General features: G+C 67.5%; 24 protein-coding genes and 1 tRNA gene. 9 read left to right on the top strand and 16 right to left on the bottom strand.

Annotated features, from left to right (window positions below; genetic code table 11):
• Positions 1–28 precede the first annotated feature (28 nt).
• Complete coding sequence (locus ACTMTF_RS34080; protein ID WP_441114363.1) at positions 29–1,831, top strand: alkyl/aryl-sulfatase; 1,803 nt, start codon at positions 29–31, stop codon at positions 1,829–1,831.
• Here the strand turns inward: ACTMTF_RS34080 and ACTMTF_RS34075 are convergent.
• Both ACTMTF_RS34075 and ACTMTF_RS34070 read right to left on the bottom strand, forming a co-directional pair.
• Positions 1,770–2,282, bottom strand: coding sequence for a hypothetical protein (locus tag ACTMTF_RS34075; protein WP_441114362.1), 513 nt, complete (start codon positions 2,280–2,282; stop codon positions 1,770–1,772). The two genes, ACTMTF_RS34080 and ACTMTF_RS34075, sit on opposite strands and share 62 nt — an antisense overlap.
• 29 nt (positions 2,283–2,311) lie before the next feature.
• Positions 2,312–3,721 carry a purine-cytosine permease family protein gene (locus ACTMTF_RS34070; RefSeq protein WP_441114361.1) on the bottom strand — a complete coding sequence of 470 codons (1,410 nt, stop codon included), beginning with the start codon at positions 3,719–3,721 and terminating at the stop codon, positions 2,312–2,314.
• A 237-nt stretch (positions 3,722–3,958) separates the two neighbouring features.
• Between ACTMTF_RS34070 and ACTMTF_RS34065 the strand changes: the two genes are divergently transcribed.
• Complete coding sequence (locus tag ACTMTF_RS34065; RefSeq protein ID WP_441114360.1) at positions 3,959–5,437, top strand: MFS transporter; 1,479 nt, start codon at positions 3,959–3,961, stop codon at positions 5,435–5,437.
• A gap of 34 nt (positions 5,438–5,471) precedes the next feature.
• On the opposite strand, the gene ACTMTF_RS34060 is transcribed toward ACTMTF_RS34065, so the two are convergent.
• Both ACTMTF_RS34060 and ACTMTF_RS34055 read right to left on the bottom strand, forming a co-directional pair.
• Positions 5,472–6,455: an NAD-dependent epimerase/dehydratase family protein gene (locus ACTMTF_RS34060; RefSeq protein ID WP_441114359.1), complete on the bottom strand. Its 984-nt coding sequence runs from the start codon at positions 6,453–6,455 to the stop codon at positions 5,472–5,474.
• A gap of 211 nt (positions 6,456–6,666) precedes the next feature.
• Entirely contained in the window at positions 6,667–7,716 is a 1,050-nt protein-coding gene (locus ACTMTF_RS34055; protein WP_397011190.1) for an aldo/keto reductase, read from the bottom strand.
• A 152-nt stretch (positions 7,717–7,868) separates the two neighbouring features.
• On the opposite strand from ACTMTF_RS34055, the gene ACTMTF_RS34050 reads away from it, so the two are divergent.
• Positions 7,869–8,444 (top strand): TetR/AcrR family transcriptional regulator, encoded by a 576-nt coding sequence (locus ACTMTF_RS34050; protein ID WP_441114358.1) that lies wholly within the window; start codon positions 7,869–7,871, stop codon positions 8,442–8,444.
• A gap of 204 nt (positions 8,445–8,648) precedes the next feature.
• On the opposite strand, the gene ACTMTF_RS34045 is transcribed toward ACTMTF_RS34050, so the two are convergent.
• Positions 8,649–10,430, bottom strand: a complete 1,782-nt coding sequence (locus ACTMTF_RS34045; RefSeq protein WP_441114357.1) for a bifunctional metallophosphatase/5'-nucleotidase — start codon at positions 10,428–10,430, stop codon at positions 8,649–8,651.
• Positions 10,431–10,538: 108 nt separating this feature from the next.
• Here ACTMTF_RS34045 and mshD point away from each other — a divergent pair, with 108 nt between their 5' ends.
• The gene (gene mshD, locus ACTMTF_RS34040) at positions 10,539–11,513 is read left to right on the top strand and encodes a mycothiol synthase (RefSeq protein ID WP_441114356.1); all 975 of its coding nucleotides are present in this window, start codon (positions 10,539–10,541) and stop codon (positions 11,511–11,513) included.
• Here mshD and ACTMTF_RS34035 read toward each other — a convergent pair.
• From ACTMTF_RS34035 to dcd, 3 genes are all read right to left on the bottom strand, one after another.
• Entirely contained in the window at positions 11,446–12,450 is a 1,005-nt protein-coding gene (locus ACTMTF_RS34035; protein ID WP_441114355.1) for an anion permease, read from the bottom strand. The two genes, mshD and ACTMTF_RS34035, sit on opposite strands and share 68 nt — an antisense overlap.
• A gap of 4 nt (positions 12,451–12,454) precedes the next feature.
• A complete protein-coding gene (locus ACTMTF_RS34030) occupies positions 12,455–13,072 on the bottom strand; it encodes a DUF47 domain-containing protein (protein ID WP_049567507.1) in 618 nt (205 codons plus the stop codon).
• 233 nt (positions 13,073–13,305) lie between these two features.
• Entirely contained in the window at positions 13,306–13,881 is a 576-nt protein-coding gene (gene dcd, locus ACTMTF_RS34025) for a dCTP deaminase (protein ID WP_397011180.1), read from the bottom strand.
• A gap of 103 nt (positions 13,882–13,984) precedes the next feature.
• On the opposite strand from dcd, the gene ACTMTF_RS34020 reads away from it, so the two are divergent.
• The 3 genes from ACTMTF_RS34020 (at position 13,985) to ACTMTF_RS34010 (ending at position 15,106) form a co-directional block, all read left to right on the top strand.
• Positions 13,985–14,055, top strand: a tRNA-Gly gene (locus ACTMTF_RS34020).
• Positions 14,056–14,168: 113 nt separating this feature from the next.
• Positions 14,169–14,480, top strand: a complete 312-nt coding sequence (locus ACTMTF_RS34015) for a hypothetical protein (protein ID WP_441114354.1) — start codon at positions 14,169–14,171, stop codon at positions 14,478–14,480.
• 155 nt (positions 14,481–14,635) lie between these two features.
• Positions 14,636–15,106 carry an IS110 family transposase gene (locus tag ACTMTF_RS34010; RefSeq protein WP_441114353.1) on the top strand — a complete coding sequence of 157 codons (471 nt, stop codon included), beginning with the start codon at positions 14,636–14,638 and terminating at the stop codon, positions 15,104–15,106.
• Between the two features lie 596 nt (positions 15,107–15,702).
• Here ACTMTF_RS34010 and ACTMTF_RS34005 read toward each other — a convergent pair.
• The 8 genes from ACTMTF_RS34005 to ACTMTF_RS33970 form a co-directional block, all read right to left on the bottom strand.
• Positions 15,703–15,912 carry a hypothetical protein gene (locus tag ACTMTF_RS34005; RefSeq protein ID WP_441114352.1) on the bottom strand — a complete coding sequence of 70 codons (210 nt, stop codon included), beginning with the start codon at positions 15,910–15,912 and terminating at the stop codon, positions 15,703–15,705.
• A 1,146-nt stretch (positions 15,913–17,058) separates the two neighbouring features.
• Positions 17,059–17,421, bottom strand: coding sequence for a hypothetical protein (locus tag ACTMTF_RS34000; RefSeq protein WP_441114351.1), 363 nt, complete (start codon positions 17,419–17,421; stop codon positions 17,059–17,061).
• Positions 17,422–17,717: 296 nt separating this feature from the next.
• The gene (locus tag ACTMTF_RS33995) at positions 17,718–18,299 is read right to left on the bottom strand and encodes a DUF6461 domain-containing protein (protein WP_441114350.1); all 582 of its coding nucleotides are present in this window, start codon (positions 18,297–18,299) and stop codon (positions 17,718–17,720) included.
• Between the two features lie 462 nt (positions 18,300–18,761).
• Positions 18,762–19,814 (bottom strand): Shedu anti-phage system protein SduA domain-containing protein, encoded by a 1,053-nt coding sequence (locus tag ACTMTF_RS33990; protein ID WP_441114349.1) that lies wholly within the window; start codon positions 19,812–19,814, stop codon positions 18,762–18,764.
• A gap of 238 nt (positions 19,815–20,052) precedes the next feature.
• Positions 20,053–20,241, bottom strand: coding sequence for a hypothetical protein (locus ACTMTF_RS33985; RefSeq protein WP_441114348.1), 189 nt, complete (start codon positions 20,239–20,241; stop codon positions 20,053–20,055).
• Positions 20,242–20,397: 156 nt separating this feature from the next.
• Entirely contained in the window at positions 20,398–20,886 is a 489-nt protein-coding gene (locus tag ACTMTF_RS33980; protein WP_441114347.1) for a hypothetical protein, read from the bottom strand.
• A 550-nt stretch (positions 20,887–21,436) separates the two neighbouring features.
• Complete coding sequence (locus ACTMTF_RS33975; protein ID WP_441114346.1) at positions 21,437–21,694, bottom strand: type II toxin-antitoxin system VapC family toxin; 258 nt, start codon at positions 21,692–21,694, stop codon at positions 21,437–21,439.
• 152 nt (positions 21,695–21,846) lie between these two features.
• Entirely contained in the window at positions 21,847–22,107 is a 261-nt protein-coding gene (locus ACTMTF_RS33970) for a CopG family transcriptional regulator (RefSeq protein ID WP_441114345.1), read from the bottom strand.
• Between the two features lie 133 nt (positions 22,108–22,240).
• On the opposite strand from ACTMTF_RS33970, the gene ACTMTF_RS33965 reads away from it, so the two are divergent.
• A complete protein-coding gene (locus tag ACTMTF_RS33965) occupies positions 22,241–22,495 on the top strand; it encodes a DUF5919 domain-containing protein (protein ID WP_441114344.1) in 255 nt (84 codons plus the stop codon).
• A complete protein-coding gene (locus tag ACTMTF_RS33960; protein ID WP_441114343.1) occupies positions 22,492–23,316 on the top strand; it encodes an inositol monophosphatase family protein in 825 nt (274 codons plus the stop codon). The genes ACTMTF_RS33965 and ACTMTF_RS33960 overlap by 4 nt, the downstream gene beginning before the upstream one ends.
• Positions 23,317–23,413 lie beyond the last annotated feature (97 nt).

The following is a 23,413-nucleotide window of genomic DNA, read 5'->3' as shown; positions in this document are numbered from 1 at the left end:
TGTGCCGGTTTCCGGGCATCCCCCTGGCATGGCCGACCTTCCCTTCCATGACCGTGCCGACTTCGACGACGCGGACCGCGGCTTCATCGCGCACCTTACCCCCGCGGTGATCAAAAACGCCGACGGCAGGGTCGTCTGGGACGGCGACGCCTACGCGTTCCTGGATCAGGAATGCCCGGACAGCGCCCACCCCAGCCTCTGGAGGCACGGCCGGCTCTGCGCCAAACAGGGCCTGTACGAGGTCGCCGACGGCATCTATCAGGTCCGCGGCCTCGACCTGTCGAACATGACCCTGGTCGAGGGCGACACCGGCGTCGTCGTCATCGACCCGCTCATCTCCACCGAGTGCGCCGCCGCGGCGCTCAAGCTCTACCGCCGCCACCGCGGCGACCGCCCGGTCACCGGCGTCGTCTACACCCACGCCCACGTCGGCCACTTCGGCGGCGTACGCGGCGTCACCGGCGGCGGCATCCCCATCCTGGCCCCCGTCGGCTTCCTGGAGCACGCCGCCGCCGAGAGCGTCTACGCCGGCCCGGCCAGGACCCGCCGCTCGCTCTATCTGTACGGTCCCGCGCTGGACAGGTCGCCGGCCGGTCAGCTCGGCGCCGGGCTCGGCCTGGCCGCCTCGACCGGGAGGATCTCCCTCATCCCGCCCACCGTGCACATCCGGCGCACCGGCCAGGAGGAGACGGTCGACGGGGTCCGCTTCACCTTCCAGCTCGGCCCCGGCTCCCCGCCGGGGATGGTCTTCCTGCTCCCCGACGTGCGCGCCCTCTGTCTGGCCGGGAACGTCACCCACAGCCAGTACGACCTCCTGGACCTGCGCGGCGTGCACGTCCGCGACCCCCGCCTGTGGACGCGCTGCCTGACCGAGACCCTTACGCTCTTCGGCGGTCAGGCGGACGTGGCCTTCGCCTCCTACCACTGGCCCACCTGGGGCGGCGAGAACATCGTCCGCATGCTGTCGCAGCACCGCGACCTGCACGCCTACCTGCACGACCAGACCCTGCGCCTGATGAGCAAGGGCCTGACCGGAGCGGAGATCGCCGAGCACATGCAACTGCCGCCGGCCCTGGAGCAGGTCTGGCACACCCACGGCTACCACGGCTCGACCGGCCACAACGTCAAGGCCATCTACCAGCACTACCTGGGCTGGTTCGACGGCAACCCGGCCCACCTGTGGGAGCATCCGCCGAGGCAGAGCGCCATCCGCTACGTCGAGTGCCTCGGCGGCGGCGCGGCCGTGGTCGCCCTGGCCAAGGGCTACCTCGCGGAGAACGACCTGCGCTTCGCCGCCCAGTTGCTCAACCACGCGGTCTTCGCGGACGAGGGCAACAAGGAGGCCCGCGACCTGCTCGCCGAGGTCTACACCCGGCTGGGCCACGGCGCGGAGAACGCCGCCTGGCGCAACGCGTACCTGATGGGCGCTCTGGAGCTGGACGACGGCATCGTGCCCGCCACCGGCGTGCCCGGCCCGGCCGTGTCACCGGACCTGGCCGCCGCGTTGAGCGTGAGCCAGATCTTCGACGCGATCGCCGTCCGCGTCGACGGGCCCCGCGCCTGGAACGAAAGTCTGTCGATCGACTGGCACCTCACCGACCTGGGGCAGTGCTTCCGGACGACGCTGTCCAACGGCGCGCTCATCCAGCAGATGGACCCGCCGCCGCAGCCCGCCGACCTCACGCTCAGGCTGACCAAGGCCCAGCTCCTGGCCATGCTCATGGGCAGGGACGTGGAGGGAGTGGATCGGGAGGGGGACACGCGGGCGCTCAAACGCCTGGTGGCCGTGCTGGACGCGCCCGTGCGCGACTTCGCGATCGTGACCCCGTGATCGGTCCCGCCCACATCACCGTGGCCACCACCGCCTGCGCAGCCGGCCCGGCCACCAGCACCGCCGACACCCCGCCCGCGTGCAGGCTCGCCGCCGCGACGCTCACACAGGTCAGTACGGCAACGCCGAACATCGCCGCCCACAGCGGAAGCACGTACAGGACGGCCAGCGACAGCGGGAACGCGAGCCAGGCGAACACCGGCGCGAGCGCGCTGAGAACAGCCCAGCCCAGCGTGACCACCACCAGCCAGGCCCGCTCCCGCCTCCGCCCGTTCACCCAGCCCGTGAAGGCTGGACCGGCGGCGTAGAGCACGCCCAGCAGCAGGCCCGCGACGGCCACGGCGATGTGGCCGTCACGGGCCGCGCCGAGCACGGCCACCAGCAACAGCACTCCGGACCCGCCGTGGACAGCCCACCACAGCAGCCGGAGCACATCCGGGGAACGAGGCATCTCCTACGGAGAGTAACCTCTGATGACCGTCAGGCACCGGAACGGCGCGGCGCCAAGCTGGAGATCGCGAAGTAGAGCAGCCCGGCCAGCACCAGGGCCACGACCACGCCGATGTTGGCCGAGGCGAACGTGCCGGCCTTCAGGTCCTCGCTCATCAGGAACCCGACGAAGCGGGCGATGTTCGGGTCGGCGGAGGCGATCAGGCCGACGCCCACGACAGAGGCGGTGACCAGCGAGATCAGCCCCGGCACGTTCACGGCGGGGGCGCCGGGCCGCAGCAGGCGCTCGTCGTAGGCGCGGCCGCCGGCACGCCAGCGCCACATGTCCACGAGGAAGATGGCGACCCACGCGGCCATGACCACGCCGATGATCGCCAGGAACGCCTGGAAGGTCGCCAGGAAGCTGGTCGAGACGAACAGCACGTAGTAGCCCGCGAGCACCATGAGCGCGCCGTCGATCAGCACCGCGTAGTGCCGCCTGACCGGCACGCCCAGCGCCAGCATGGACAGCCCGGAGGAGTAGATGTCCATGATCGCCCCGGCCAGGAACCCGCCGATGGCGGTCAGCAGGTAGGGCAGCAGGAACCAGGTCGGCAACGCCCCCGCCAGCGCCCCCACCGGATCGGCCGCCGCGGCGTCGGCCAGCCGGGGGTCGCCGCCCGCGAGCAGCACGCCGAACACCAGCAGCAGCATGGGCGGCACCGCTCCGCCGAGCATGGTCCACGTCGCCACCCTGGAGGGCCGCGAGCTCGTGGGCAGATAGCGGGAGTAGTCGGCGCCGCAGTTGACCCAGCCGAGGCCGAGCAGCGTCATCGCGAAGATCACCCCGCCCACCCAGCCGCCGAAGCCCGCGGTCGTCTCCAGCGACGTGCCGAGCCTGGGCGCCATCAACACCATGTAGACGACGGTCAGCACGATGAAGGCGTACGTCAGATATCGCTGCACCACCATGATCATCGCGTGGCCGTACACCCCGACCGCGATCGTGACCAGCGCGGCGACCACGAAACAGACGGCCGTGGCGGTCGAGGCCGGTATGCCGGGCGCGACCCGCCCCAGAATGGCCGCCCCGCCCTGCGCCGACAGCGTGACCAGCACGGTCTCCCAGCCCACGTTGGAGATGTACGACAGCGCGGCCGGCAGCTTGTTGCCCTGATAGCCGAACGGGGCCCGGCCCAGCGTCATCGTCGGCACCCCGGACCGCGCGCCCGCGATCGCGACCAGCCCCACCAGCCCGAACGAGAGCACGTAGCCGATCGCGCCGGTGATGATCGCCGGGAAGACGCCCAGGCCCAGGCCCACGATGTAGACGCCGAACGCCACCCCGAACAGCGACAGATTGGACCCGGCCCAGGGCCAGAACAGGCCGGACGGCCTGCCACGCCGCTCCGCCTCGGGGACCTTGTTGATGCCGTTCTGCTCGACCGTCATCGTGCCCATGATCGGACCGTACACCGCGGGTGCGCGCCTGGTAACGCCCCTCTGCCCACAGCAAAGACATCATTGTCAGCGAACGGCGATAATTCGTGATGCCTGGGGAATCATGCTCGGGCCGTGGTCGCCTGCACGGCCCTACTCCCCGGTGGCGGTTTGTGCACTCCCCCCTGCTTATCGTGGGGGTTTGTGCACCCCCATGCTTCTCTGGGGTGGGTGTTGGGAAGGCGGGTGTGATCGCTCGTGGTACGTGACCCCCGCAGGCGGGCGCTGGCCATCTGCCTGGTGGCGGCGTTCATGTCGGGCCTGGACGTGAGCATCGTGAACGTGGCCCTGCCGTCGATCCGCGAAGGTCTGAACGCCTCCGAGGACGGCCTGCAGTGGACCGTCTCCGGGTACGCGCTGACGTTCGGCCTGCTGCTGGTGCCCGCCGGGCGGCTGGGCGACGCGCGCAGCCGCCGGACGGTCTTCATCTGGGGAGCCGTGCTCTTCACCCTGGCCAGCGCGGCGTGCGGCCTGGCCCAGAGCATGCCCATGCTGATCGCCTCCCGGCTGGTGCAGGGGCTGGGCGCGGGGGTGCTCAACCCGCAGGTGTCCGGGCTGATCCAGCAGATGTTCAGCGGCTCCGAGCGGGGCCGGGCCTTCGGCGCGCTCGGCGCGACCATCGGGGTCTCCACCGCGGCGGGCCCCCTGATCGGCGGCGCCCTGGTCACCGCGTTCGGTGGCGAGCACGGATGGCGGTGGGTGTTCCTGGTGAACGTCCCGATCGGCCTCATCCTGCTGCCCCTGGCCCACCGACTCCTCCCATCACCCGCCCGCCCGATCCCCGACCACCCACCCCAACGCCCGCCCGATCGCTCCTCCGAGCGCGGCCTGTCCGGGCGCGCTCCGTCAGGGCGGGGTCTGTCAGGGCGGCGGGAGAGCATGGACCCCGTCGGTGTGCTGCTGCTCGGTGCGGGGGTCGCCATGCTGCTCGTGCCCGTCATCCAGCAGCACCAGTGGAAGGGCGAGGCCAAGTGGCTGCTCATCCCGGCGGCCCTGCTCGTGCTGGCCGGCTTCGTCGTCTGGGAGCGGCGTCAACGCCGGGAGCCGCTGATCAACCTGGCCCTGTTCGCCAAGCGCTCCTACAGCATCGGCCTGACCATCGCGCTGTTCTACTTCGCCGGTTTCACCGGCATCTTCTTCATCTTCACCCTGTATCTGCAGAGCGGCCTGAGCTACACCCCCCTGATGGCCGGGCTGGCGATCACCCCGTTCGCGCTCGGCTCGGCGTCGGCCTCCGTGGTCGGCGGCCGGCTGGTGACCCGGGCAGGTCGGCGGGTCGTGGCCACCGGCCTGACCACGGTGATCGTCGGCCTGGGCGCGACCATGGCCGCCACCCTGCTGGTGCCCGGCCCGGACGTGGCCCTGGCGACCGCGCTGCCGCTCCTGGTGGCGGGTATCGGCAGCGGCCTGGTCATCTCCCCCAACCAGGCGATCACCCTCTCGGAGGTCCCACCCGCGGGCGGCGGCAGCGCGGCAGGGGTGCTGCAGACCGGCCAGCGCCTCGGCTCCGCCATCGGCATCGCCGCCGCGGGCTCGGTCTTCTTCGGCGCCCTGCCCGAGGGCTGGCCCACCGCCTTCAGGCACGGGCTCCTGGTGGTGCTCCTGTGCGTCACCATCGCCCTCACCGCCGCCCTGTACGACCTGATCCGCACCGCCACCACCCCCGACCATTCCTGAACCAGCCCGCCCCCGGCCATCGCCGACGGTGGTGTCAGGCCTGGGCGAGCAGCTTGGCCTCCACGGCGGGGGAGAGGCCGACAGCAGGACGGTCGGTACGCATGGGGGCCTGGCCGCCGATGCCGCGCAGCCATTTCCAGGTGTCCGCCACCGTCTCCTCGACCGGACGGCACCGCAGCCCGGCCGCGCCGACCTTGGACGTGTCGCCACCGTGCATGAAGCCGTGGTCCTCGCCCACCAGCCAGATCGGCAGGTCGGTCCACGGCTGCACCCCTGCCGCGAGGATCGCCTCCGAGTCCGTCCACCGCAGCTCGGCATCGGAGCCGGTCACCCTGACGCAGGTCTCCAGCAGCTCCCGCATCGTGGTGAACCCGGGCGGGCTCACCACGTCGTAGGCCCCGCCCAGCCCGCGATCAGCGGCGTCCAGGCACCACAGAGCCAGGTCCCGCGCGTCGACGTACTGCAGCCCGAGATCTTCGGGGCCCGGCGCGAGCACCGGCCCGCCACGTGCGATCCTGGACAGCCACCACGGCAGCCGTCCGATGTTCTCGTAAGGTCCGAGGATCAGCCCGGCCCGCGCCAGCAGCGCCCGATCCCCGAACGCCGCCGTGGCGGCCAGCTCCGCGCCGGCCTTCATCTCGGCGTAGCCGCCGTCGCCGTCATCGGCCGACGCCGTCACGACGGGGGCGCTCTCGTCCGCCCCGCGCGGGACCGGTGGGGCGTAGACCGAGCGGCTGGACACGTACACGTAGTGGCCCGCCCGCCCGGCGAGCAGCGCGGCGGCGTCCCGGACCGCGGCCGGCGCCCATGACCAGGTGTCGACCACGACGTCCCACTCGCCCCGCTCCAGCGCCGCGAGCCCGCCGGCCGCCGACCGGTCTCCCCGCAGCCCGGTCACCCCGGCGGGGGGCTGGTGCGTGCCCCGGTTGAACACCGTGACGTCATGCCCGGCGGCCAGCGCCTCCTCGACGAAGGCCCGCCCCACGAACTCGGTCCCACCCAGCACCAATACCTTCATCCCACCACTGTGCCCGCCGGCCCCAAGCCCCGGAACCCGTCCAAGCCGACAGCGGAATCGCCCAAAGCGAAACCCCCGAACGGTGATCGTGCGAGGTGCCGACGCCCGGCCCGGTGACGGTCTCCCTGCGTGGTGAGGCCGAGTACGCGATCAGCCGGGAGCAAGGATCGCTGACCGAGGGACCAGGCCGTGCGGTCGCGGCTCGCCCGGTTCAGTGGACAGCGGTGCGGCGACGGTGCTTCGGGTCGGCCAGGATCGCGGCGCTGTAGCCCGTGTCGTCGGGGTTGAGGTCGGTTCCGGGCGCCACGATGCTGTCGATGCGGTCGAGTACGGCGGGCTCCAGGACGATGTCCGCAGCGCTGAGCTGGTCGTGCAGGTGTTCGGCGGTGCGCGGACCGATGATCGCCGCGGTCACTGCGGGGTGGGTGGTGACGAAGGCGAGCGCCAGCTGAATCAGCGTGAGGCCCGCCTCGTCGGCGATACCGGCGAGCTCGGTGGCGGCGTCGAGCTTGGCCTGGTTGCCCGGTACGTCCAGGTCGTAGTGGGAGAGCGTGGTGCGGAAGGGCATCGTCCGTGTGCGGTGGCTGCTCAGGTCGGCGGCGTCGCGGCGCCAGCGGCCGGACAGCCAGCCCCCGGCCAGCGGGCTCCAGGCGAGTACTCCCATCCGGTACGTCTCGCAGGTGGGCAGCACGTCGGCCTCGACGCCCCGGGCCAGCAAGGAGTAGGGCGGCTGTTCGCAGACGAAGCGCTCGCGCTGCCGTCGCTCGGCGGTCCACTGCGCCCGCACGATCATTGAGGGGGCGAACGTCGAAGATCCCGCGTAGCGGATCTTGCCCGCGCGGATGAGGTCGGAGAGCGCGCCCAGGGTCTCGTCGAGGTCGGTGGCCGGGTCGGGCCGGTGCACCTGGTACAGGTCGATGTGATCGGTGCCCAGGCGACGCAGGCTCTCCTCGCAGGCCCGGACGATCCAGCGCCGTGAGGCGCCGCGCTCGTTGAGGCCGGGGCTCATGGGGCTCGACACCTTGGTCGCCAGGACGACGTCGTCGCGCCGCCCAGTGATCGCCTTGCCGACGATGACCTCGGATTCGCCGCCCGAATACACGTCGGCGGTGTCGATGATGTTGACGCCCGCGTCGAGCGCTGTGCGGATGATGGCGATCGACTCGTCGTGATCGGGGTTGCCCCATTCGCCGAACATCATCGCGCCGAGGCACAACGAGCTGACCTGGACTCCTGTACTACCCAGCGTGCGGTACCTCATGGCGTGGTGGTGCCTTTCGGGATCGAGGCGGTTGTGATGGAACGGCCGGCGGGCATCTGCTACCGTCCCGGACAATCGGAGCCGGATCCGCTTACCCGTCGCCATGCTAAGCGGAGCCGACTCCACATAGCAAGCCGGGGGGAAAGAGACGCATGTCTGATCCGTTTGACAGGCCGATGCGGGCCGACGCACGGGCCAACGAGGACAAGCTGCTCGCCGCGGCCGCCCTGGCCTTCGCCCGGGACGGTGCCGCCGCGACCCTGAAACAGATCGCCAAGGACGCGGGGGTCGGGATCGCCACCCTGTACCGACGCTTCCCGACCCGCGAGCAGCTCGTTGACGCCACCTACCGATACGAGACGGCCCGGCTCGCCGGCCGGACCGCGGATCTTCTCGGCGAGCTGCCCGCCGACCGGGCCTTGCGGGCGTGGATGTCCGAGGTGCTGGACTACCTCGCCGCCAAGCACGGCATGGCCGACACGCTGCAGACCCTCCTGCGGAGTGACGAAGGGCTGAGCTCGCAGACGCGCGAGCTACTGACCGGCGCGGTCGAGGAGTTCCGCCTCGCGGGGATCGCCCAAGGGGTGATGCGCGAGGACGTGCCCGCACCCGACATCCTCATGGCCCTGGCGGGCGTCACTCTCGTGACTGGGGCCGCCCACCAGCGCCCGCAGGCCGAACGGCTGCTCGACCTGTTGATGGACGGTCTCACCCGGGCGCGCTGCTAGCCGTACACGACAGTGCTTTTGCCTTCTTGTCGGCAAAGGGGACTGAGGGGCTGAACAGGGGGCAGTGGCGGAAGTGGATGCGGTGATGGGACGGACGTCATGGCGGCGATGGGTCGCGAGGCGGGCGTTCTCAGCAGCGTTGGTAGGGGACAGAGAGGCCCGCTTCTCAGGTGCGTGAGAAGCGGGCCTCTTTCATGCGAGCGGTCAGCCGGTCACCGTGATGCGGTCGGTGGCGGGCGGGGCGATGGGGTTGGCCTGGCCGAGGTGCTCGACGAAGGCGTCGATGTCGAGGGGGCCGCTCCACAGCTCCGTGCCCTCGGTGAACGCCTGGAAGGCGTCGCCGCCGCCGACCAGGAAGTTGTTCGCCGCGACCCGGATCGTCTGGGTGTCCGTCACGGGGGCGCCGTCGATCTGGATGCCGGAGATCTTGTTGCCCCAGGCGGCGCTCTGGCTGTAGGTGTAGGTGAGGTTCGCCGAGGGTTGCAGGATCTTGGTGAACGCCTGGTTGTTGGGTCCGCCGGTGAACTGCTGCTCCAGCACCGTCTTCAGCTGGGCGCCGGTCAGCGTGACGACCTGCATGAGATTGTTGAACGGCTGAACGGAGAACGCCTCTCCATAGGTGACCACTCCGTCGCCCTCACCGGCGGCGGAGCCTGCGTGGGTGAGGGAGGCGCGGACGCCGCCGGGGTTCATCAGCGCGATCTGGGCGTTGCCGCCGGTCCTGGTGGCCGCGAGCTGGGCGTCGGCGATGAGGTTGCCGAGCGGTGACTCGCCGGACGGGGCGGCGGTGTTGGTGATGTCAGCGGTGATCGTGCCGACCGCCCGGTTGGCGACCGGGGCGACGCGGTCCTTCCACGTCTGCACGAAAGACGAAATTTCGGGATCCGGGGTGACAGTCCTGGTCACGATGTGGTTGTCCGCGACGACCGAGGCGCGGTCGATGTCCCGGGTCCTCCGGTCGACCTTGAGGTCCACCTGGGTGATGACGCGGCCGAACGAGCCGCCCTGCGAGTAGAGGCGATCCCCGCCGGCGGGGTCCTTCACCGTGCACAGGTACGCCTGGTGCGAGTGCCCGCTGAGCACCATGTCGACCTCGGCGTCGACCTGCGTGGCGATGCGGCTGCCGGCGCCGGGGACGGCGCTGCAGGCGTCGGGGGACTGCCCCGGCGTGACCTGGTCGCCCTCGTGCACCAGCACGACCTGGGCCCGCACGCCCAGCAGCTTGAGCAGCTTGGACGCCACGTTCGTGGCCTTGACCTCGTCGACGAACTTGAGATCCTTGATGCCCTCGGCGGTGACGATGTTCGGCGTGGTCTTGGTGACGATGCCGATGAAGCCGATCGGCACGCCGTTCATCCACTTGACGCTCACCGGCGGCAGCGCGGGCACGCCCCAGTCGGCCAGCAGCTTCTTGACCTGGCCGGTGTGGCCGAGCCCGGCGAGCGCGTCGGTCTTCTCGTGGCGGTTCTTGAACAGCACGTTGGCGCCCACGTAGTCGAACTCCGCGCCCTTCCACCGGCCGGCGGGCGAGCAGCCGTCCACCGGGTGGCAGCCGCCGTACATGATCCGCCGGAGCTCGGCGTATCCCTCGTCGAACTCGTGGTTGCCGACCGCGGCCACCTCCAGCCCGAGCTTGCCCATGAACTCGACGGACGGCTCGTCGTGGTAGGCGGCGGAGATCAGCGGCGTGGCGCCGATGAGGTCTCCCTGGGCCACCGCGATCGTGTTCCTGTCGGCCAGCGTCTTCATGTGGGTGGCGACGTAGGCCGCGCCGCCGGCGTCGACGGTGTGGCCGTGCTCGTCGACCACCCGGCCGGAGGACCCGGACGGCGGTTCGAGGTGGCCGTGGAAGTCATTGAGGGCCAGGAGCCGGACGGGAACGGTCCGGGGAGCCTTGGTCGCGTCCGCCGGAAGGCCGGCGAGCAGGAGTGCGCCGGCGGCGACGGCTCCGGCCAGCGTGAGCCGGAGGAGGGAACGGGACGTCATGGCCCAAGACGTTACGGCGGGAACCCGTGCAGCCCATGTCGCAAAGGTAACGATTCAGCGGCCCACCGCATGGCGCTATTTGCCAGTGGTACGCCTAGAGTTCGATCTGTGAGCGCGTACGTGAAGATCAAAGAGAAGCTGGACGACCAGGAGACGGACGGCGTGCTGGCCGTCGTCGAAGCGGCGACGGAGGCCGACGGCGTCCGGCCGCTCAGCGAGCACGCGATGCTCCACCTGCGTCATGGCGGCGACCCGCGCGCCCGCTCCCTGCTGATCCTGGAGCAGGACACGCTGGTCGGCTACGCCCACCTCGACCCCGCCGACGACGCCGAAGGCCCCAGCGACGAACCGGAAAGCCCCAGCGGCGAGCTCGTGATTCACCCGGCGCACCGCCGCCGCGGCCACGGCGCCCGGCTCCTGCGCGCGACGCTCGACCTGGCGGACGGCCGCCTGCGCCTATGGGCGCACGGCGACCACCCCGCCGCCGTCGCGCTGGCCGCCTCGTCCGGCTTCGAGCGGGCGCGCTCCCTCTGGCGGATGCGGCGCGCCCTGTCCGTCCCCCTGCCCGCCTACGACCTGCCGGAAGGGGTACGGCTGCGCACGTTCGTGCCCGGTCAGGACGAGGAGGAGTGGCTCAGGGTCAACGCCGCTGCCTTCGCCCATCACCCCGAGCAGGGCGCCTGGACGATGGACGACCTGATGGTGCGCGAGCGGGAGCCGTGGTTCGACCCGGAGGGATTCTTCCTGGCCGTCCGCGACGACAGGCTCGCCGGCTTCCACTGGACGAAGATCCACGACGCCGACGAGCCTCTGGGGGAGGTGTACGTCGTCGGCGTCGATCCCGCGGAGCAGGGCACCGGCCTCGGCCGGGCGCTCACCGTCGCCGGCCTCGCGCACCTGCGCTCGCGCGGCCTCGCCCAGGTGATGCTCTACGTGGACGAGGCCAATCCGGCGGCGATCAGACTGTACGAGTCCCTCGGCTTCACCCGGTGGGACGTCGACGTCATGTACGCCGCTACTCCACGATCCAGTGCAGGACGTAGTAGGACACCGCCGCCACCGCCGCGGCAGCCGGAATCGTAAGGATCCAGGCGGTCACGATGTTGCCGGCCACGCCCCACCGCACCGCCGACAACCGCTTCGTGGAGCCCACGCCCATGATCGCCGAGGTGATCGTGTGCGTGGTGGAGATCGGCGCCCCGAATCCGATGGCCGCGCCGTACAACACCGTCGCCGCGGCGGCCTCAGCCGCGAAGCCCTGCGGCGGGTCCAGCGCGATGATGCGGCGGCCCAGCGTGCGCATGATGCGCCAGCCACCGGCGTACGTGCCGAGCGAGATCGCGCCCGCGGCGGCCAGGATCACCCACTGCGGGATCGGGTCGCCCGGCGAGGCGTAGCCACCTACCAGGAGCGCCAGGAAGATCACGCCCATAGTCTTCTGCGCGTCCTGCAGGCCGTGGCCGAGCGCCATCGCGGCGGCCGAGATGGTCTGCGCGTAGCGGAAGCCGCGGTTGGTCTTGCCGGGTTGCGCATGGCGGAAGATCCAGTAGATTGCGATCATGATCGAGGCCGCCAGCGTGAAGCCCACCAGCGGTGAGATGATCATGGGAATGACCACCTTCGCCACCACGCCGTCCCAGTGCACGAGACTGGCCGAGGCCAGCGCCGCGCCGATGAGACCGCCGATGAGCGCGTGGCTGGAGGATGAGGGCAGGCCGAAGTACCAGGTGATGAGGTTCCAGACGATGGCGCCGATGAGCGACGCCGCCACGATCACCAGGCCGTGCGAGCCCTGGGGTGCGTCGATGATCCCGCTGCCCACGGTCTGGGCGACCTGAGTGCCGAGATGGGCGCCGATGAAGTTCATCGCCGCGGCCATGAACAGGGCGGCCCGGGGAGTGAGAGCGCGAGTGGATACGGAGGTCGCGATGGCGTTCGCCGCGTCGTGAAAGCCATTGGTGTAGTCGAAGACCAGTGCCACGACGACCACGCCGATGACAAGGGCGAGCGTGAGGTCCACTGAGTTAGCTTTCCTTGACCGCGATTGACTCGACGGTGTTCGCCACATGCTCGAAGGCGTCGGCGGCCTCTTCGAGGGCGTCGATGACTTCCTTCATCTTCATGACCGTGAGAGCGTCGTACTCACCGCTGAACAGCTTGGCCAGCAGTCGCCGGTAGACCTGGTCGCCCTGGTTCTCCAGGCGGTTGACCTCGATCCAGTACTCGTTGAGGTTCTTCATCGAGCGCAGCCGGGGCATGGCCTCCGCGGTCAGCTCGGCGGCCCGCTCCAGCACCTCGACCTGCCGGACGACATCTTTGGGGAGATGATCGATCTGGTAGAGGACGATGAGATCCGACGCCGCTTCCATGGCGTCCATCACGTCGTCGAGGTTCGAGGCGAGACGATAGATGTCCTCGCGGTCGAAGGGGGTGATGAAGCTCTCGTTGAGCCGGTTCATGATCGCGTGAGTGCGTTCGTCCCCGGCGTGCTCGCAGGCGCGCATCTTCTCGGCCAGGGCCTCGCGGTCCGAGCCGTCGCTGATGATCTCCACGAGCAATCGTGATGCGGTGACCAGGTTGTTCGCCGAATCGGCGAACAGGTCATAGTAGCTGTCCTCACGTGGCGTGAGACGCAGGCGCACGTCGTTCTCCAGATGTGCGGGGATGGTCCGTGGAAGAGAGTACGGGTTACCAGGCAAAATGCGAACTTCATGTCCTCATCTCCTGGTCGCTACCCCCCGGTATGCCTTACGACACCGTCGTCAGGTTACTCGGGGCTGCACCTCACAACGCAGGCGGGGGACTTTCAGGCCGCTACCTACACCATCTTGGTGACATCCCCCGTCCACCACCACCCCTTTCGGCCGCCTACGGTTCAGATTTTGGTCCGATGAAAGTTACGAAACGATCGCGAAGGTGTGGGCCCCCGCTGTCCCTGATAGCGCGACCCGTACTTCTCCGACCCGTACGGGAACTCCGACGGCGAACTGAGCCGGAACACGCACAGCTGCCCGATCTTCATCCCCGGCCAGAGCTTGATCGGCAACGTGGCCACGTTGGACAGCTCCAGCGTGACGTGACCGCTGAACCCGGGATCGATGAAACCGGCCGTCGAATGCGTCAGCAGACCGAGACGGCCCAGCGAGCTCTTGCCCTCCAGCCTGGAGGCGAGATCGTCCGGCAACGTGATGACCTCGTACGTGGAAGCCAGCACGAACTCGCCCGGGTGAAGAATGAACGGCTCGTCACCGTCCGGCTCGACCAGACGGGTCAGATCGGGCTGCTCCACGGCGGGGTCGATGTGTGGGTATCTGTGGTTCTCGAACACCCGGAAGAACCTGTCGAGGCGGACATCGATGCTGGACGGTTGGATCATCTCCCTGTCGAAGGGGTCCAGCGCCAGCCGGCCGGAGTCGATCTCGGCGACGATGTCGCGGTCAGATAGCAGCACGATGAGCAACTTACCGTGTGGGTGGTTGGGGAAGTCGGGGGCGCTTTGGCTTGGTGAAGTGGTGTTGGTTTCCGCTACAGTAGAGGCGCGGCTCGGGTCGCACGCGGGTGTAGTTCAATGGCAGAACTTCAGCTTCCCAAGCTGATAGCGCGGGTTCGATTCCCGTCGCCCGCTCTCATAGCGAAAGCCCAGGTCGGAGACGGTTTCCGAGACCTGGGCTTTGATCTTGTATGGGGTTGTTGATCTCCGCGTGCCATTAAGCGTTCGCTGAGTGCGATCATGGCCACGTGGTTGATGTGACCTTGGATGAGTCCGACGACTCCGTAGCTGTGGTGAAGCTGCAGGCCGAAACGTGGGAGCTCAACATCTGGGCGCCGATGGCTGACTTGTTCCGTCTCCGCGGAATCAGGGAGGTGGATTGGGACGCGCGCCGCTCACTCCCAGTTGGGACCTGCGCTGACGCTCGCGTGTTCTGGGCAGCAAGCGAGGGGCAAGCGACGATCCTCGTCGGCCAGGACGACGAAACGTGGGACATCGCCGTCACGGTGCCGCTCGAAACCGTCGACGAGATCGCACGCCTTGCCGAGGAACACATGTGATCCATAGTGATCACCTGATGGGAGTGAGTGAGTCAGTCGACGGCAGACAGTGATGACGTAGATGAGCGCCTCTCGGTGGGTTGACCCAACGGCAGACTGACCCTGGGGCCCTCGACCCGACCTATCGGCCCAGCTGGGAGGCGTTTTACTCCCAAGTGACCGTTCCCGGGGAGATAACCGGGGGTATCGACACCCACCGCGACTCCCACACCGCCGCCGCACTCGACAGCGCAGGGCGGGTGCTGGGCACCGGGCAGGTCTCCGCCACCGCCGCCGGGTATGCCACCCTGCTGGCCTGGCTGCGCGCCTTCGGCACCCTGGTCCTGGTCGGGATCGAGGACACCGGTGCCTACAGGGCCGGCCAGGCCGACCCGATCGCGGCGGCCTCGCTGACCCGGCCATCGCGGCCAAGATCGCGCTGCGTGTCCAACGCCGCGTTGTATCGCATCGTGCTGTGCCGGATGCGATGGGATGCGCGCACCCGCAACTATGTTGAGCGCCGCACCAAGGACGGCTTGTCGAAGACAGAGATCATCCGGTGCCTCAAGCGCTATGCCGCCCGAGAGATCTACCGCATCCTCATGCCACGCGCCGAGGTCCCAAACGGTCATAACTTGGCTGCTTGACATCCATAGGAGCATCGGGAAGATCAGGCCAGGGGGTGCGGCAAGTTCGCTTACGCTCTGGGTTGTGGAGTACGAGACTTGGTTTTGGGGCAACGTACGCGTCGCGCCTAAGGATCCCGATGTTCCCATCAAGGATTACTCCGACCTAAGGCTGGTTCAGGATGGCCAACCTGTTGCCCATGCGGTTGCTCCTGGCAGCAACAGGCCTGACTGTGGAGCTGACCGAGTTCTCCCCTATGGGTTCCCCTGGAGCAGCCCAATTCCCGATCACTGGGAGCGTTGCCCAGAGTGCGTGCGATGGCACCCGTTCTAGACGTGTCGAATGAGTTCCCTGTATTGCTGCCGTGCCATTAGCGTGCCATTAAGAGGGGTGGCGAGGGGTCAACCACGGTCACTCACGACCGGCTTTCCGCCCAGTTCAGAGCTCTCACGTGCCGCGATGCCTGCAGTTCCCAAGCTGATAGCGCGGGTTCGATTCCCGTCGCCCGCTCTCATAGCGAAAGCCCAGGTAGACCGAGGAATTCGGTGCCTGGGCTTTGATCTTGTCCAGGGCTGTTGATCTCTGCGTGCAATTGGCGTGCCATTAAGCCTGAGGATCATCCGGCGGAGACCAGGAGGCCAGGCGGGTCGTCCTCATCATCGTCGCGTGCCCGTTCGTGCCCGAGTAGGTGCTTGTCGATCGCTTCGGTGATCAGCTTGTCGGCTCCCCGGACGGCGTGCTGGTTGATCATCGCGGCCCGGACGTTGTCGTGTCCCATGCGCGCCATGAGGCCGTTGAGCCCCGCACCCGAGTCCGCCGCCACCATCACCGACCCGTGGGAACGCCTGATTCGCGCCCTTGCCGGCCCCCAGACCCTCGACGAGGACACCGTTGAACGGCTCGAAGCCAGGACCATTGGATTCCACCGGCTGGAGTACGTCCTTCCCGCCAGCGCCCTCTATCAAGGGCTGACCAGCCACCTCAACGAGCTGAGCAGCGTCCTCCAGAGCGCACCCGAGCGCTTCCGCCGCCAGGCTGGCCGCTCTACGGCAGGGGAGGCGGCGACACTGGCTTCCTGGCCGGCCTGGGACCTCAAGCAGCCCGCACAGTACGCATCGTTCGACCGCGTCTCAGCGCCGGCCGCCAAGGAGAGCGGCATCCGATCATCCAGACATGCACCCACGCCTATCGGGCGTGCGCGCTGGAGGGGCGGCTACCGAACGCCAGGTCATCGCAGCCGGGCAGCAAGCTCTCAGCTCTGTGGGCGAAGACGCCGACCCCAAGCGCATCGCCGTCATCTACGCCGACGTGGCCCAAGCTCAACTACAGATCGGCGACATCGCGGCCGGTCGCCGTTGGTGGGCGGGGGCGATCGAAGGCCCAGGGCTTTGTTCCTCAGCTTGGCCCACCGAGCGACGTGGCTGGTCTTTGAGGCCCATCCGCCGCACTGACGCGTACTTGCCGCCCCAAGGCGCTCCGTCGCCGATCGTGCGGGCCTCGCTACGCTTCGCGGGTGCGCCGACGCACTATGACGATCAGTCTCATCTGAATGAGGAGTAGAACCAACGCGAGGACTCCGGATGCGGCGGCCATCTCTTCCTCTGAAAGCCCACCAACACACTCCGTTATGTTGCCACCCTCATATAAAAGGGTGCAGGTGGGTTCAAGGATCATGAGACCGATGTACCAGTTGGCAAGCAGAAGGGGGACTGAGCCCAGGACAAGGAGCAGCGTGGTGTGGTTCCCCCTTCCGTTCGTCGGATTCACCTTCGCCGGAATAGGTTCCGGACGCCCGCCGATATCGGAATCGCGACTCACTTCGAACATGTAAACAGAGGCAAGCGATCATGACAAGGGCGGTACGGTGCACCTCTGATCCGGCGGTCCTGTTCTCCTCTCTGTCGAGAGTCCCGATCGAATCCGCCAGCTGTGGGTGCCTGCGGCGTCGCTGCGCGATCAATTCCGTGCCCCCTCAACCCGCATCCTCCTCGTCATCGGGCGGAAGCAGGCCGCATGCATGCTCGATGTCTCCGCTTGCGATCATGTCTCGGATGGCCGCGATCATCGAGGCGAAGCCAGGCTCGCGGATAATGATCAAACCCGAGCAGGAGAAGTACCGACCGCTGAGATGCTCGCCGGTCTCCTGCCAGCGATCCATGATCCCGCTGACGACGCCAAGTGTCATGAACGTCGCGTACCGACGGGTGCCATCTGGCAGTGTGACGATCGCGTCGGCCTGATCAGCGGTCTCGGGGACGTATCCCTCCCATACAGGGACCGTCATCTCGAAGGCCGGGTCGTTGACCCGATAGAAAGGCCCGTCAATCTCGATCATGCAGCCCACTCTGGCAGGGACGCTGCGGGCGGCAACAGCCATCAAGCACCCCTGAGATCGCTGCAATCAGCGAGCCGCCCCGGTTGCAATTCGGGTTGCAATACGAGGCCGTTCACAACCGTTCACAAAGGACCTCCCACACCCTTTGACCTGCGTTGAACGATCCGGAGCGAGGCGAACTGGATCTTTCAATCCGCAGGTTTTGAGTTCGAGCCGTGCCGCAACGCGGGCAGACCGGGCAGTGGAATGTGGTGCCAGCCTCCAGGCTGTCCGTCGGACGTGGCATCGCGGACGGATCAGCCAACGACGCCACTCATGAGCGGCCCTTTGATGATCTCCGGGGTCAGCACCACGTCGGTCAACCGGGCTGCGAGGAGAAGTGCTCCGGATGCGGATGACGGCGCCTCAGGGCCGGTTCCGGGCACGTCGTCGGGATCAAGGCCCACCTGTCTCATCAGGTCGTTGAGCCGATCGGGATCACTGCCGTGCCGCCATTTGGGAATCTTGGGATTGAAGTGTGTGACCAACTCCCCGTCCACCGCGTAGACGAAGTCGTCAGATGCGTAGTCGTGCCGCAGCACCGCCACGGCCACGGTCCCGGCCGAGAGGGCCTGTGCCTTGTCGGCTTCCGTGCACGTCCACCCGCTCTCCTCGATGAGCACCGTCCAGTCGCCCACTCGCCCCACGAGCACCGTCTCAGGAAAGAGGCCATCGTCTATCAACTCGCCATAGGTGAGTGGCCGGATGCTCTCCGGGTCGGCACCCAGTCGGCGAAGCGCCTGCACCTCGCTGACTCCACGCACGAAGGTCAGACACCACAGATCGCCCAGCCCGTCGCCTTCGGCCAGCCAGGCAACATCGGTGTAGGTAAACGCCATCCGCAACACCTCATCAGTTGATCGTCGTGCCGCTAGCGTGCCATCAGAGGGGGTAACGAGGGGTCAACCGCGGCCACTCATGACCAGCCTCAGCCGCAGGTCAGCCACCCTACGAGCCGTGATCCATACGATTCCCAGGCTGATAGCGCGGGTTCGATTCCCGTTCGCCCGCTCTTGGCGAGTCCTGCTCGCCGACCTATCGGGTCGGCTTCGCCGGGTTCTTGTGCTGCCTGGGGGACGACCCGCCCCGAGCCCCCGCGTGCCACCCTCTTCTCTCGGCTCGAATACGTGCCCAAGTTCTCAGGCCCTGATCGCTTCCCAGATCCGGCGCATCGCCTCGCCCTGCCGGCCGTGAATGCACTTGGCATAGACCCGTAGTAGGACGTTCACGTGTGCCCCGCCCACTCAGTGACCTGAGGCACTGGGACTCCGGCGTTGAGCCACAACGCAGCCACCATGTTCTCAGAGGTCCCCGAGGGAGCGTCTGGCGTTGTCGATGAGTTCCTTGTACGTGATGACCTCAACCCGGTTCACGTGCGTGTTGAACGTCCGAAGCGCTTCGTTGATCGCCTGTTCCGGCACGCTCGGCTGGACGGCTGGATGGCCGATCAGAACGACAGCGCTTGCTCGGCGTGTCTCGATGCCGAAGTCTTCGAAGATCTGCTGACGGTTCTCATCTAGCCCTACAAGGTAGTTGACGGCTTGGCCGACGGCATCATGCACCTCAGCAGTAGGTACCCAGGCTCCGCGATGTCGCTTCACCAGAGAACCCTTCATGCTCATGGCCCGCTTCAACTCGACGATGTGAAGACTTCCATCGCCGCGGATCAGAGGAATGTCTACCTCGTCACCCGACACCAACCTGCGCTGAGCGGCTTCCCCGACGAAACGCCCACCGAAGATCCAGTGCTGCCCTTCCAGCGCCCGTTGTAGGTCCAGCTCCGTGGCGGTCCTGTCCTCCACCATTTTGCGCAGGCTTGCCAGGCGGGCCGAGCGCTGCTGAAGCTGGGACGCCCGGAGGATCATCTGACCATCTGAATCAGCGGCTAGGAGAGCCCATGCCTCTGGTGACGCAGCAATCCGCTGGGCGGCTTCCTCCGGGTCTTCGATATCAACCCGCTCCTGGAGCACACGCTCCAGCCACACCATCGTCTCCCCCCGGCTGCGGAAGAGCGAGTATCGCCCGGGCCGACCTTCTGGTGCTCCGAGATGCCGAGCGTCATGGCTGAGCGAGTTGATATAGGCCAGCAGATCATCCACATCTGCACCGGGGTGTTGGTCGAGGAACTCGCGCCCCGCCTCGGCAACGTACTTGAATTTGATCTCAAGCATGTTCGCCACAAACTTCCGCAACCTTTGATTGCGTATGCCGTCTTGAAAAAGTCGGTATCTCTCGTTGAAATCCGGTTGCAGGATACGTTCCTCGGCGTAATCCAGAGAGTCCTGCAGCAGTCGCACAACCTCCCACTCGCCGACCGAGGCTGCGTGTCCGCGCGCCTCTGTCAAGAGTTGCACGAGCGCCCTCCCGCCCCTGCGGTGGCCGCCGCGTCCAGTTCGCATGTGCTGGAGTACGGAGGTGACCGCTCGCTTTACCTCGTCGCTTGCCGCCTGTCTGTGAACGTACTCAAGCTGTTGCTCCAATGAGAAGTCTGATCTGACGTCCATGGGCTGAAGTGTGACCGGCAGGTGTGACAGTTCCTTGCGAAGGTTCCAGGCAGGTTGCCTAGGCCATTCAGGCACGCTAGAGGTTGTCCTACCGATTACGGAAACCCATGTCCCAGAAGTTCGCGAGGAACAGGCCCAGGTCGGGGCGGTTCTCGAACTCCTCCCGGGCAAGGTAGTCGGCCGCCATATGGCGGATGGATTCATCCGGCGCCGGCGACACCCTCGCCTCGGCGCAGACTTGCCTTCGGCAGAGGCACTCCAGCACCGGGATGATCACCGCGCGCCCGCGAGGTCCGTAGGTGGCCGAGGTGGAAGCCTGATCATCCCGCCCGCCATCGTCCCGGGCACAGCGGGAAGGACCAGGTCGCGGGGTGGCCGCCCCGCATTATCCTGCCATTTGGTCAGTGTCGCAGGCGTGAGCGCGGTCCTGAAGCTAGCCCTGGTCCTGCGTCTCAGCGGTGAACGGGAACGCATCGTTGACTAGCAGTTCCGTCACCTTGAGCAGGCGGCGATGGTAGTGATAGGCGTCGTGGAAGCTGGAGGGGTAGCCCAGGTGGCGCCCCAGATGCCTGCGGAGTTTGCGCAGGCACCTGAGGAGGATGGCCTTATGTCCTAAGTCGGCCGAGCCGTTGTTACGAAGGTAGGCCGATACGCAGTCAGCAAGAGCGGCATTCAACTCGACGAGGTCGTCCCTCTCTGAGCTCGGTACATCAGGGAATGCGACGGGTACATGCTGCGCCCACAGGACGCTGATCTCTCGGACCATCACCCGATGACCTTCTGGCCCGGGCCATCTCCATCCATGCAGGTATCGCACTTCCGACGCCAGCGGACTACGGCGATGCTTTCGCTTTTCGAGGCATCGCCGGTCGGCGAAGGCGTCGATCTCCGCAAGCCAGACGTTCCGGCTGAGCTCCAGCATGTCCAGCGCCCGGATCAGAGCCGACTCATCGCGTCGAAGGTTTCCTGCCGTGGTCAGGTATGACCAAGTCGCGTTGAAGCCGATCGGGTGGTAGCAGCCGACTGCGCACCTCAGCGCGCACAAGCGCCTACCGAAAGGAAGATCACGGTCGCGAACGCGTCTGGCGTATGTCCCGAAGCCCACAGCACCGATCATCCCTTACCTGAGGCTTGGCACGCTTTCCGCTTCAGGTGGGTCGAGGCAGACGGGATGATTTCAAACGGGCGAGATGCGCGTCGCGCGAGAAATACCAGCTCACGGGCTGATCGCCGGGCCATTGAGAGGGGCGACGAGGGGTCAATCACGGTCACTCATGACCGGCCCTCTACCCAGCTGAGAGCCTCGTCAGGCCGTGATCGATGCAGCTCCCAAGCTGACAGCGTAGGTTCGATTCCCGTCACCCACTCTCATAACGAAAGCCCAGGTAGGCCGGTGGACTCGGCACCCGGGCTTTGATGTTGCCATCTCTCCCGAGCCTTGGGTGATCACTCGGTCGCAACCAACAGGCAACTTAGACCTTGATGACGGTGACACGCACGCCGCAGAGAGCGGTGAGATCGTCGGGGTCGGAGGTGAGGACCGTGACGGGACCTGGGGCAGAGAGGGCGGTGGCGCAGAGCATGGCGTCGATGGCGTACTTGTGCCCGTGCAACCCGGCGTCGGACAGGAGCGTGGCGGCGTAGCGGGCGATCGGTTCGGTGACGGGCTCGACGACAAGGCGGGACAATGTCCACTCCAGGGCCGACCGGTTGACGTGGGGGTGAACCACCTCGACGAGCGTGGCCGCAGAGGTGATGACCCGAAGGTCGTCGGCACGGGCGAGAGCGAGCCATGTGGTGACTGTACGGTCGCGTAGGACGGCCTTTGCCAGTCCCTCGCTGTCGAGAACGAGGGTTCCACCGGGGGCAGCGGGAGAACGAATCACGCGGCCGCCCCGCCAGCGGGCTGTCCCTTCCGGGTCTGGTGGAGTTGGTTTCGCAGGTCCTGGACCTCGTCGTCGGTGATGGGGCCGTGCTCGGCCTCGGCGACTTGGATAAGTTCGTTGAGGTTGTCGCGCTCGATCTGGCGGGCGACGGCGGCGGCGACGTAGGCGGACAGACCGGAAGGGCCGCTCCGGGACCGGGCGGCCTCTGCGATGTCGCGAGGCATGGTGATCGAATATTTGCCGGTAGGCTCACTCATGCTCTTTATCCTACCTCTCATCCTCCCGCGGCCTTGCGGCCGCCTTGCTCGTCAGGAACGCCGCTGTCAGCGGGTTGCGCACTGACGGGAGCGGGCGAAGGAGATCAGCGCGGCGGGCCTCCTCAACATCAGCATGTTGATCAGGTTGCGCGCCTGCTTGGACAGGGAGTCAGCCCAGTGCCTTGAGCTGCATGTCTACGACAGGACGATCCGGTTCAACATCCTGATCGTGGATCGCGGACTTTGCGTGGTTCAGCCGTACTTGTCGCAGGCACGCGGAGTGGATTCGCCTACGCTGGTGATCGCAGACAACACCGCCGCAGATGGGCTGTTTCCCGTCTTCGACCTGGTGTTCACCTCCATGTGGGAGCGGAGCAGGCCCGTATGACCCTCGACACCTGGACGCTTCTCCCGATCGCCGACCACGCTGTCACCATCGCCAGCGAGATCATCCGCACCACTGCACCCGGCGTCATCACCGCCAAGGGTGACCGGGACATGGCCACCGAAGTGGACTACGCCGTCGAGCACGCCGTGCGAGAGTTCCTGTCCCGCGAGACACCGGAGATCGGGTTCCTGGGCGAGGAGGAAGGCGTCAGCCGTACCGGCAACGGCCTGATGTGGGCGTTCGACCCCGTGGACGGCACCGCCAGCTTCCTGCACGGCATCCCGCTCTGCGGCGTCTCCTTGGGCCTCGTGGACAAGGACATGCCCAGGGTCGGCGTGATCGACCTGCCGTTCCTCGGGACGCGTTACACCGCAGCCGAAGGAGCCGGCGTCCAGGCCGACGGTGTGGAGATCCAGGCCGGCGACACCCGCGACCTTGACGCCGCCATCGTGTCCATCGGTGACTACGCCGTGGGCAACGACGCCCAGGAGCGTAACCGGCCCCGTCTCGCGCTCACTCATGAGCTTGCCGCCCGTGTTCAACGGGTTCGGATGTACGGCTCAGCCGCCGTCGATCTGGCCTGGGTGGCTCACGGCAAGACGGACGCGTGCATCATGCTCAGCAACAACCCATGGGACACCGCAGCAGGCGTCCTCATCGCCCGCGAGGCCGGGGCCGCAGTCGTGGACATCGACGGCAGCCCGCACAGCATGAGTTCCCTCGCGACCATCGCTGCCGGCCCGGAGCTCGTGGCCGATCTGGTCGAGCTCATCGCCGAGGCCCAGAAGATCGCGAAGCATAGCCTCCGCAGTGCCGAATAGTTCTTGTAGGTATCAAGCGGCGGCGCGCCGCGCTGCCGTTCCCCCCGCGCCAGCGCTGCCGCGCTGCGCGTATGGCCTGGGGGCCGGTCTCGCGCGG

It is taken from the genome of Nonomuraea sp. ZG12 (assembly GCF_052068115.1).
Lineage (GTDB): Bacteria > Actinomycetota > Actinomycetes > Streptosporangiales > Streptosporangiaceae > Nonomuraea.
The sequence above is the reverse complement of the archived record's forward strand: the minus strand, read 5'-3'. Positions and strand labels throughout refer to the sequence as shown.